Here is a 10280-nt window from a genome sequence, read left to right as displayed (position 1 = left end):
GCCCTCCAAGGAGAGCGAACCAAGCGAGCACCCCAGGAGAAGCGCCACCGGCGAGCGCGCCAAGCGGCGGGTACCTGCCGAGCACCGAGAGCCGACAGAACCCGGCGAGCCTCGGAGTACCACCCGGCCGCGCAAGCCACGAACTGCCGACGAGTCCGGCGAACGGAAGGACGCCGACGAACCTGGCAAGCCGAAGCCGGCCACCAAGTCCGCTGAAGGCAGGCAGGCACGCGAGCCCACCAGTGAAGAGTCCGCACGGCCCGCCAGGCGCACCCGGCCCGACACCGACAGTTCCGACAGGACGAGCACCCGGAGGCCCCGGGCCGGCGAAGAACACCCCGAACGGCGAGCCTCCCCTGCACCTCGCCGATCGCCCGCACCCCGGGCGACGCCATCGACCGGCACACGGAGAGGCGAGCATCATGACGAAACCTGACCGCTCCGAGACGCCCGACGTCGAGATCAGCGCCTCAGCCAAGGCAACGGAGCTCCGCTTCGACGAGCGCCCCGACGTGACCGTCCACCGGGTCACACAACCCAGGGGCGAGTCAGTCTCGGCCAGCGACCGAACGAACCTCCCGGATGAGGTGACGACGAACGTCAGCTACCGGGACATCCGCATCGACTTCCGAGTCGCTGCCGAACTCGCCGACCCTGACGACGAACCGCACAAGCTCTGAGCATCGTCGTCGAGGCCGCTGCTCCAGGCCAACGAGAATGGCCAGGCAACGTCAACGACGCTCTCGTTACGGGAGGTCTTCCTCCATCTCGATGCCCTCCTGCTCCAACGCCTCCCTGATGACGCGGAAGGCCAGCCCGGACGAATACCCCTTACGGGCGAGCATGCCCGCAAGCCGACGCGTACGGGTCTTCGGGTCGAGGGAACGGGTGGCGGCGAGCTTGCGTTCGACCAACCGCCGGGCCGTCTCGGCCTCCTGGTCGGGGTCGAGCCGCTCCACCGCCTCACTGACGGTCTCGCTGTCGACCCCCCGATGGCGCAGTTCAGCCGCCAATGCGCGCTTGGCCAGCCCGCGGCCGTGATGCCGGGAGTCGACCCAGGCCGCCGCGAACGCCTCGTCGTTGATCAGCCCGAGCTCCGAGAACCGGCTGAGCACCGCCTCTGCGGCCTCCTCCGGCACGTCCCTCTTACGCAGTGCCTCGGCGAGCTGGGCACGCGTCTTGGGCGCCATCGTCAGCAGCCGCAGGCAGATGTTCCGTGCCACGGCCTCAGGATCCGCCTCACCCCCGGAGCCAGACGACCTGTCCGCGGTCCCCTTCTCACCCGAGGACCATCCTTCGCCGGAGGACCGCCGCCGCCTGGACCGCCTCCCAGCCGGAAACTCATCCCCGCCTGCGGACCCTTCCTCGCCGGAAGACTCCCCAGACCACCCAGCCGAAAAGCCACCCTCGCCCACAGACGTCCCCGCACCGGAGGACCGCCCTCGCCGCTTCGACCGTCTCCCAGCCGAAGGCTCCTCCCCGGGCGCCCACCCGTCACCCGAAGACAACCCCTGACCCCCGGAGGACCAGCCGTCACCCGAAGACCGCCCCTGATTCCTGGACGACCTCCTCCGCGAAAACCCATCCTCATCTGTGGCTCGGCCCTCAGCAGGAGAGGACTCCGCGGCAGCGGACCAGCCATCAGCTGGAGAGGTGTCTGCAGCGGTGGACCAGCCATCAACCGGTGAAGGGTCTGCAGCAGTGGACCAGCCGTCCGCCGTGTGCCCCACATCGGCGGCGGCTTCATCGCCCATCGGCTTTCGCCGCCTAGCCCCATAGGGCGGCCCACCGGGAGTGTTCTCGCCTCCGGTCGCCGGGCCGAAACCCCACTCGTCCGCCGTCGTGCCACCGACATGTCCGTCAGGCCCGGCCTCAGTGCCGGTCGGCCGGACGCCGGCGTCCCAGCCCGTGGTGCTCTCCGCAGCGCCCTCGCCGAAAGAACGGCCGCGCTCACGTGCACGCTGCCCGCCGCGCCTGCCGCCGGATCGCCCTGACCGTCTGCCGTATCCCCCGGATCGCCGGCCTGCACCCGACCCCCGCGCCTCGACGTCATGATCGGCGTCACCCTTGCCGTCACCCTGGTCGGCGGCGAACCAGCTGCTCCCGGCCAGAACCTCGGAGTGCCACTCACTCCCCGGACGCGCGGCTGCGCGGCCCTCGGCGAAAGCGCGCCCAGCGGACCCGCCCGTCGCCGCCGCGTCCCCGCCCTCGGTCGCCGCTTCGGCACGGGTGCCGCTCTCTACCGATTCCGCGGCAGCGGGTCGTACGACAGGACGTTCTGGAAAGAGCTCGTCCTCTCCCCGGGATGACCCGGTTTCCGCCGAGACGGCGCCACCCGCCCCGTACGACTCCTCGGAGGCCCCAGCGGCGATCCCCTCCGCCGATGCGGGGACGGAGGACTCCTCGTCAGAGGCAGCGGCCGTCTCTTCGATGGCGGACGCTTCGGCGCGCAGGCGGATGCGTTGTTCGCGCCACTCGTCCACCGATGGCCAGCCGTCGGCGGATGAGCGGGCCAGGTCGCGCCTGCCTGACGAGCCCGATGAGGGGAGCCGGGCGCCCCGGTCGGGGAGGTGGGGCGCCTGTGGGCGATCGGTGTTGCTCATGCGTCAGGCGATCAGACGTCACCCGGCTTCGGGGTGGACTTCGAGCCGCGGCCGGACGAGGCGGCGGCCGGAGCAGGGGCCGGGGCGACGGCCTCGGCGGGGGCGTCGAGGCGCGGGCCCACGCCCAGCTTGTCCTTGATCTTCTTCTCGATCTCGTTGGCCATGTCGGGGTGGTTCTTCAGGAAGTTGCGGGCGTTCTCCTTGCCCTGACCGAGCTGCTCGCCCTCGTACGTGTACCAGGCGCCGGACTTGCGGACGAAGCCGTGCTCCACACCCATGTCGATGAGGCCGCCCTCGCGGGAGATGCCCACGCCGTAGAGGATGTCGAAGTCGGCGACGCGGAAGGGCGGGGCCATCTTGTTCTTGACGACCTTGACCCTGGTGCGGTTGCCGACCGCCTCCGTGCCGTCCTTGAGGGTCTCGATGCGGCGGATGTCCATCCGGACGGAGGCGTAGAACTTCAGCGCCTTACCACCGGTCGTGGTCTCGGGGCTGCCGAACATGACGCCGATCTTCTCGCGGAGCTGGTTGATGAAGATCGCGGTGGTGCCGGTGCTGTTGAGGGCGCCGGCGACCTTGCGCAGGGCCTGGGACATGAGGCGGGCCTGGAGACCGACGTGGCTGTCGCCCATCTCCCCCTCGATCTCGGCCTTGGGCACCAGCGCGGCCACCGAGTCGATGACGATGATGTCGACGGCGCCGGACCTGATCAGCATGTCGGCGATCTCGAGCGCCTGCTCGCCGGTGTCGGGCTGGGAGACCAGCAGGGCGTCGGTGTCGACCCCCAGCTTCTTGGCGTATTCGGGGTCGAGGGCGTGCTCGGCGTCGATGAACGCCGCGATGCCGCCGGCCCGCTGGGCGTTGGCCACCGCGTGCAGCGCGATCGTGGTCTTACCCGAGGACTCGGGGCCGTAGATCTCCACGATGCGCCCGCGTGGGAGCCCGCCGATGCCGAGGGCGACGTCGAGCGAGATCGACCCCGTGGGGATCACCTCGATGGGAGCTCGGGCGTCGTCGCCCAGCCTCATGACAGAGCCCTTGCCGAACTGCCGCTCGATCTGGGCGAGCGCGGTCTCGAGGGCCTTCTCGCGGTCGTTGATTGCCATGGAACTCCCCCTGAGGGTCGTGGTCCGATCAGTCGAGTGAAAGCTATGGCCTGCCACCGACATTTTCTGCCGCAGTCAGGGAAGACGTGGCCCGGCGTCGTCCATCGTAGCCGAACGACTGTTCGATCACAGCACGAACACGCAGCTGCCGCACCGCGTTGACGAATGTGCCGTCCCGCGCGGCGACGACGGCAGTCCACGCGGACGATGGCGAGCGCCCTGCCGGTGTGCCGGCATGCCGGTATGACGATCTTCGTCGACGAGGCAGGCCCTGAAGCGCACCGGCGGTCATTCTCCTGCACGGCGTGGGCACCACCGGCTGGACGTGGACCAGGCAGGCCGACGCCTTGGCCACGGACCTGCGCGTCCTGGTGCCCGACCTGCCGGGGCACGGGAAGAGGAACGCGCTGCCGTGGCGCTCGACGTCCTGATACCGCCCGCCTGATCGCGGAGGTGGTCACCACGCTGGCGCCGGGCGGAAGGGCGCACGTCGTGGGGCTCCCCCTGGGCGGGTACGTGGCCGTGCACCTGGCCGCCGCCCACTGCGAGACGGTGATCGGCGCGATCGTGAGCGGGGTGAACGTACGGCCGTTCCCGCACCCGGGCCGGCTCCGGCTCATGGGGGCGCTCGCCGGTCATGAAGCTGGGCCCGGTGCTGCGGGCCAACGCCCGTGCGCTCAACGTGCCGGCGGAGGATCTCGACGGTTATCAGGACGCCGCCCGGACCACGAACCGGCAGGCGTTCAGAAAGGTCAACGACGAGGCCCCCGGGTTCCGGCTGCCCGCACGGAGCGGAGACTGCTCGTGTCCGGTCCTGGCCGTGGCCGGTGAGAACGAACACGATCTGACCAAGGGTTCGCCGGCGGACATCGCGGCCGCGTTCCCGTCCGGCGAGGCGCGCCTGGCCCCCGGGGTGGGCCACGGCTGGAACGGGGAGAAGCCGGAGCTGTTCACGGCCATGATCAGGGCCAGGGTCATGGGCGAGCCGCTGCCCGGCGAGCTCGTCCCCGTCTGATCCGGCCCGTCTGACCCGGCCTGTCTGACCCGGCCCGTCTGACCCGGCCCGTCTGACCCGGCCCGCCTGGTTCCCGTGCCGCCGCGCGTGTTCTCGCGCGACGTGAGCTGGGGAGACTCTCTGCAGCGGCGAGGGTTGGAGGCGGCGACGTGACGAGCGGTTACACCGGGGAACGGCGCGTACGGCTGGAGGCCCTCGCCGAGTTGCTGCCCGATCACGGACTGGTCGGCCGCATGGTCGGTGGCGAGGATCCGGTGTTGTGGGTCTGGCACCCGCGCACGGGCCGCCAGACGATCATCTTCGCCACCCCGTCAAGCCGCGGGTGGCAGTTCCTGTGGTCACCGGACGGCCAGGACAGCGCCGACGACCCCGAACGCACGGCCGCCACGCTCCGCCGCGTCCTCGACCTGGCCCCGTCAGACTGATCAGCACCGTCAGACTGATCAGCACCGTCCGACTGATCAGCCCCGTCCGACTAGCGCAATTTGGGCGAGACGTCCTCGACCTGGCAGACCGCGCGCCACACCGTCTTGGCGCTCTCGCCGTCGGCCAGCGCCTGCACGACCGTGCGGCCGCCCAGCGGAGCGAGCACGTAGTCGCGCGCCCACGACTCGGCGTACGTCTCGCCGAAGTGGGCGTTCATCCTTCTCCAGAACTCGGTCAGGCGCATCACTCAAGTATGGGAGCGCCTGGAGGGTGGGTAGGACATCCGCATGCCAAAGACCCCCAAGTCTTCACCCCCGAAAACCGCCGCGACGAAGGCCAACAGAGCCAGGCGCCGCCGGTTAGCGCACCTGCTGCGCATCGCCGTGCAGAAGGACAAGGCCGAGCGTGCCGAGCGGCACGCGGGCATCAGGCAGCAACCCCGCGCGGGCAGGCCGCGCACCCGCAGGCCGTCACGGCGCTAGTTCACAGCACGCGGGCGCCGTACATCTCACCGAGATGGTCGGCGAGCAGCTCCAGCCGGGCGCCGTCGGGGTCCTTGAAGTAAATGGAGGCGCCGCTCTCTATCTGGTGCGGCACGCCGGCCATCTCCAGCTTCCCGCGCAGCCGTTCCCACGTCGCGGGGTCGACCGAGATCGCGATGTGGTGCAGACCGCCCAGCACTTCGCGGTACGGGCCCAGGTCGAGGCCGGGGAAGTCGAAGAACGCCAGCAGGTTGCCGTTGCCGATGTCGAAGAAGAAGTGGGTCGAGCCCTGGTAGTCGCGGTTCTCGATGATCTCGGTGAGCGGGAACTCCAGGAGTTCCTGATAGAACTTGACGGTCCGCTCCACGTCCGAGGAGAGCAGGGCCACGTGGTGGAGGCCGCGGGCGCTGCTCGGCGGCCGGTGCGGTAACAGGTAGCGCTGTCTGATCTCGGTACGGCGGGCGTCGATGGCCGCGTGGTCGATGGTCACGGTCGCTGTATGTCCGCGAAGGCACCTCCTCAACCACGGGCCGGCGTTTTCTGTCGGTGGCGCGAGGCAGTATGGCCTGGTGAGCTCGCTAGACCACTTCAGCCAGGTGACCAGGCAATGGTTCGCCGGAGCGTTCCGTGCGCCGACGGCCGCCCAGGAGGGCGCGTGGGCGTCGATCGCGCGCGGCGACAACACCCTGGTCGTGGCGCCGACGGGGTCGGGCAAGACGCTGGCGGCGTTCCTGTGGTCGCTCGACCGGCTGGCGGGCGCGACCCCCGACCGCGAGCGCAAGGGCGCGCGCGTGCTCTACGTCTCGCCGCTCAAGGCGCTGGCGGTCGACGTCGAGCGCAACCTGCGCGCGCCGCTCGCCGGTCTGAAGCAGACCGCGCGGCGGCTGGGGCTGCCGGTGCCGGAGATCTCGGTGGCGATCCGCTCGGGAGACACTCCCGCAGAGGACCGCAGGCGGTTCGCGGCCAAGCCGTCCGACATCCTCATCACCACTCCCGAGTCGCTGTTCCTGCTGCTCACCAGCCAGGCGCGCGAGGCGTTGCGCACGGTCGAGACGGTGATCGTCGACGAGGTGCACGCGGTCGCGGCCACCAAGCGCGGCGCCCACCTGGCCCTCAGCCTGGAGCGGCTCGACGCGCTGCTCGACCGGCCGGCCCAGCGGGTGGGGTTGTCGGCGACCGTGCGGCCGGTGAGCGAGGTGGCGGCGTTCCTGGGCGGGGCGCGGCCGGCGACCGTGGTGCAGCCGCCGTCCGACAAGCAGATCGAGGTCGAGGTCGTCGTCCCGGTCGAGGACATGACGGAGATGGAGTCCCGGCCGCGGGAGGAGGGCGAGGAGTTCGCGCCCGATCCCGCCAACCGGTCGATCTGGCCCCATGTCGAAGACCGGCTGTTCGACCTGATCGAGGCCCACAGTTCCACGATCGTCTTCGCCAACTCGCGGCGGCTGGCCGAGCGGCTGTGCACCCGGCTCAACGAGCTGGCGTACGACCGGGGGCAGGGCGGCGAGGCCGTCGACCTGTCGATCTGGGAGACGGGGCCCAAGCGCACGCCCGCCGAGATGATGGCGCAGGCGGGGGCGAGCAAGGGCGCGGTGACCGAGATCGTCCGGGCCCACCACGGCTCGGTGTCGAAGGAGGAGCGGGCGCAGATCGAGGAGGCGCTCAAGTCGGGCCGCCTGCCCGCCGTGGTCGCCACCTCCAGCCTGGAGCTGGGCATCGACATGGGCGCGGTCGATCTGGTCGCGTGCGTGGAGGCGCCGCCGAGCGTGGCGAGCGGGCTGCAGCGCATCGGCCGCGCCGGTCACCAGGTGGGCGCGGTGTCGAAGGGCGTCATCTTCCCCAAATACCGGGGCGATCTGGTGCAGACGGCCGTGGTGGCCGAGCGCATGAAGAGCGGCATGATCGAGGAGCTGCGCTATCCGCGTAATCCGCTCGACGTGCTTGCCCAGCAGATCGTCGCGATGACCGCGCTCGACGAGTGGACGGTCGACGAGCTGGAGTCCGTGGTCAAGCGCGCCGCCCCCTACGCCACGCTGCCGAGGAGCGCACTGGAGGCCACGCTCGACATGCTGGCCGGGCGCTATCCGAGTGAGGAGTTCGCCGAGCTGCGCCCGCGCATCGTGTGGGACCGCGTCACCGGCGCCCTGCGCGGGCGGCCGGGCGCGCAGCGCCTCGCGGTCACCAACGGCGGCACGATCCCCGACCGGGGCCTGTTCGGCGTGTTCCTGGTCGGCGAGCGGGCCTCCCGGGTGGGCGAGCTCGACGAGGAGATGGTCTACGAATCGCGCGTGGGCGACGTGTTCGTGCTGGGCGCGACGTCCTGGCGGATCGAGGACATCACGGCCGACCGGGTGCTGGTCTCCCCCGCGCCGGGGCAGCCGGGCAAGCTGCCGTTCTGGCACGGCGACGCGCCGGGCCGGCCCGCCGAGCTGGGCCGGGCGATCGGCCAGTTCCTGCGCGAGCAGGCCAAGCAGGGCTCCACCGAACGCATGCGGGCGGCCGGGCTCGACGAGTTCGCCGCCGGCAACCTGCTGGCCTACCTGCGTGAGCAGCGTGAGGCCACCGGCTACGTCCCCGATGACCGCACGCTGCTGGTCGAGCGCTTCCACGACGAGCTGGGCGACTGGCGGGTGGTGATCCACTCGCCCTATGGGGCGCGGGTGCACGCCCCGTGGGCCCTCGCGATCAACCGGCGGCTGCGCGAGCGTTACGGCGTCGACGTGCAGGCCGTCCACTCCGACGACGGCATCGTGCTGCGCATCCCCGACACGCTGGCGGAGCCGCCGACCGACGTGGCCGCGTTCGACGCCGAGGAGATCGAGCAGATCGTCACCGAGGAACTGGGCGGGTCGGCCATGTTCGCCTCCCGGTTCCGCGAGTGCGCGGGGCGGGCGCTGCTGCTGCCGCGCCGCACGCCCGGCCGGCGCAGCCCGCTGTGGCAGCAGCGGCAGCGGGCCGCCCACCTGCTGGGCGTGGCCTCGCAGTACGCGTCGTTCCCGATCGTGCTGGAGACGATGCGGGAGTGCCTGCAGGACGTCTTCGACGTCCCCGGGCTGGTGCAGCTCATGCGCGACGTCGCCGCGCGCCGGGTGCGGGTGGTGGAGGTGGAGACGTCGCAGGCCTCGCCGTTCGCGGCCTCGCTGCTGTTCCACTACGTGGGTGCGTTCATGTACGAGGGCGACGCCCCGCTGGCCGAACGCCGCGCGCAGGCCCTCGCGCTCGACACCTCGCTGCTGGCCGAGCTGCTCGGCCAGGCAGACCTGCGCGAGCTGCTCGACCCCGACGTGATCTCCGACAGCGAGCGTGAGCTGGCCCGGCTCGACCGGCCGCTGCGCGACCTGGAGGACCTCGCCGACCTGCTGCGTTCGCACGGGCCGCTGCTGGCGCCCGACGTGAGCGTACGCGGGGGCGATCCGGCCTGGCTGGAGGAGCTGGAGCGGGCGCGGCGGGCGATCCGGGTGCGCATCGCGGGCGAGGAGCAGTGGGCGGCGATCGAGGACACCGCCCGCATGCGCGACGCGCTCGGCGTGCCGCCGCCCGTGGGGGTGCCGCACGCGTTCCTGGAGCCGGTGGCCGATCCGCTGGCCGACCTCGTGGCACGGCACGCCCGCACCCGCGGGCCGTTCCACGCGACGACGGCCGCCGCGCGGTTCGGGCTGGGAGTGGCCGTGGTGACCGACGCGCTGCGGCGGCTGGCCGCGACCGGGAGGGTCGTCAGCGGCGAGTTCCGGCCCGGAGGGCGGGGCGAGGAGTGGTGCGACGCGGGTGTGCTGCGGATGTTGCGCCGCCGGTCGCTGGCGCGGCTCCGCAAGGAGGTCGAGCCGGTCGCCCCCGAGACGCTGGCCCGCTTCCTGCCGGCCTGGCATGGCATCACCGGTTCTGAACGGGGCTCTGCGGCTCGGGGCACGATCGGGTCGGCGCGGGCCATGGACGCGCTGGTGCGCTCCATCGAGCAGCTCCAGGGGGCGGCGGTGCCCGCCTCGGCGCTGGAGACGCTGGTGCTGCCCTCGCGGGTGCCCGGCTACGATGCCGCGCTGCTCGACGAGCTGACGTCGTCGGGTGACGTGATGTGGGTGGGGCAGGGGTCGCTGCCCGGCGGCGACGGCTGGGTGTCGCTCTACTTCGCCGACACCGCGCCGCTGCTGATGCCGGAGCCGGCCGAGATCACGATGACGCCGGTGCACGAACACGTCCTGGAGCTGCTGGGCGGGGGCGGCGCGTTGTTCTTCCGTGGGATCTCCGACCAGGTCGGCTCGGTGGACGACGCGACGCTGGTGGCCGCGTTGTGGGACCTCGTGTGGGCGGGCCGGGTGTCGGGCGACACGCTGGCGCCGCTGCGGGCGACGCTCGGCACCGGGCGGCCCGCCCATCGGCCGCCCGTGACGCGGCGGCGCCGGGCGGTGCTGCCGAGCCGGAGCGGGCCGCCGACCGTGGCGGGGCGGTGGTGGCTGCTGCCGGGGCCGGCCGCCGACGCCACCCAGCGGGCGCACGCCCAGGCTGAGGTCCTGCTCGAACGGCACGGCGTGGTGACCAGGGGGTCGGTGACCTCCGAACGGCTGCCCGGCGGGTTCACGCCCGTCTATCAGGTGTTGCGGGCGTACGAGGAGAGCGGGCGGTGCCGCCGGGGCTACTTCGTGGAGGGGCTTGGGGG

At 71.8% G+C, this 10280-nt stretch carries 10 protein-coding genes; 6 read left to right on the top strand and 4 right to left on the bottom strand.

Annotation, left to right across the window (positions count from 1 at the left end; translation table 11 throughout):
- Nucleotides 1-422: 422 nt before the first annotated feature.
- Nucleotides 423-680, top strand: coding sequence for a hypothetical protein (locus C1J01_RS41590; RefSeq protein ID WP_111184550.1), 258 nt, complete (start codon nucleotides 423-425; stop codon nucleotides 678-680).
- A gap of 66 nt (nucleotides 681-746) precedes the next feature.
- Here C1J01_RS41590 and C1J01_RS41585 read toward each other — a convergent pair whose 3' ends face one another.
- Entirely contained in the window at nucleotides 747-1223 is a 477-nt protein-coding gene (locus C1J01_RS41585) for a regulatory protein RecX (protein WP_328589734.1), read from the bottom strand.
- Between the two features lie 1391 nt (nucleotides 1224-2614).
- The gene (gene recA / locus C1J01_RS41580) at nucleotides 2615-3709 is read right to left on the bottom strand and encodes a recombinase RecA (RefSeq protein ID WP_111184548.1); all 1095 of its coding nucleotides are present in this window, start codon (nucleotides 3707-3709) and stop codon (nucleotides 2615-2617) included.
- A 290-nt stretch (nucleotides 3710-3999) separates the two neighbouring features.
- Here recA and C1J01_RS41575 point away from each other — a divergent pair, with 290 nt between their 5' ends.
- From C1J01_RS41575 to C1J01_RS41565, 3 genes are all read left to right on the top strand, one after another.
- Nucleotides 4000-4140, top strand: coding sequence for an alpha/beta fold hydrolase (locus C1J01_RS41575; protein ID WP_111184547.1), 141 nt, complete (start codon nucleotides 4000-4002; stop codon nucleotides 4138-4140).
- A gap of 206 nt (nucleotides 4141-4346) precedes the next feature.
- A complete protein-coding gene (locus C1J01_RS41570; RefSeq protein ID WP_146615912.1) occupies nucleotides 4347-4724 on the top strand; it encodes an alpha/beta fold hydrolase in 378 nt (125 codons plus the stop codon).
- Between the two features lie 149 nt (nucleotides 4725-4873).
- Nucleotides 4874-5149, top strand: a complete 276-nt coding sequence (locus C1J01_RS41565) for a hypothetical protein (RefSeq protein WP_111184545.1) — start codon at nucleotides 4874-4876, stop codon at nucleotides 5147-5149.
- Nucleotides 5150-5199: 50 nt separating this feature from the next.
- Here C1J01_RS41565 and C1J01_RS41560 read toward each other — a convergent pair whose 3' ends face one another.
- The gene (locus C1J01_RS41560; protein ID WP_111184544.1) at nucleotides 5200-5394 is read right to left on the bottom strand and encodes a DUF3046 domain-containing protein; all 195 of its coding nucleotides are present in this window, start codon (nucleotides 5392-5394) and stop codon (nucleotides 5200-5202) included.
- A 43-nt stretch (nucleotides 5395-5437) separates the two neighbouring features.
- Here C1J01_RS41560 and C1J01_RS49345 point away from each other — a divergent pair, with 43 nt between their 5' ends.
- Nucleotides 5438-5632 carry a hypothetical protein gene (locus tag C1J01_RS49345; protein WP_146615911.1) on the top strand — a complete coding sequence of 65 codons (195 nt, stop codon included), beginning with the start codon at nucleotides 5438-5440 and terminating at the stop codon, nucleotides 5630-5632.
- 1 nt (nucleotide 5633) lies between these two features.
- Here C1J01_RS49345 and C1J01_RS41555 read toward each other — a convergent pair whose 3' ends face one another.
- Nucleotides 5634-6122, bottom strand: coding sequence for a VOC family protein (locus C1J01_RS41555; RefSeq protein ID WP_111184543.1), 489 nt, complete (start codon nucleotides 6120-6122; stop codon nucleotides 5634-5636).
- Nucleotides 6123-6198: 76 nt separating this feature from the next.
- Between C1J01_RS41555 and C1J01_RS41550 the strand changes: the two genes are divergently transcribed.
- Nucleotides 6199-10280, top strand: a 4082-nt coding sequence (locus C1J01_RS41550; RefSeq protein WP_438943181.1) for an ATP-dependent helicase, incomplete at its 3' end; no start/stop codon positions are given.

The sequence above is a fragment of the Nonomuraea aridisoli genome, from assembly GCF_003236395.1.
In the GTDB taxonomy this organism is placed as follows: domain Bacteria; phylum Actinomycetota; class Actinomycetes; order Streptosporangiales; family Streptosporangiaceae; genus Nonomuraea; species Nonomuraea aridisoli.
Note: the sequence above shows the minus strand (reverse complement) of the source record. Positions and strands in the feature narration are given on the sequence as shown.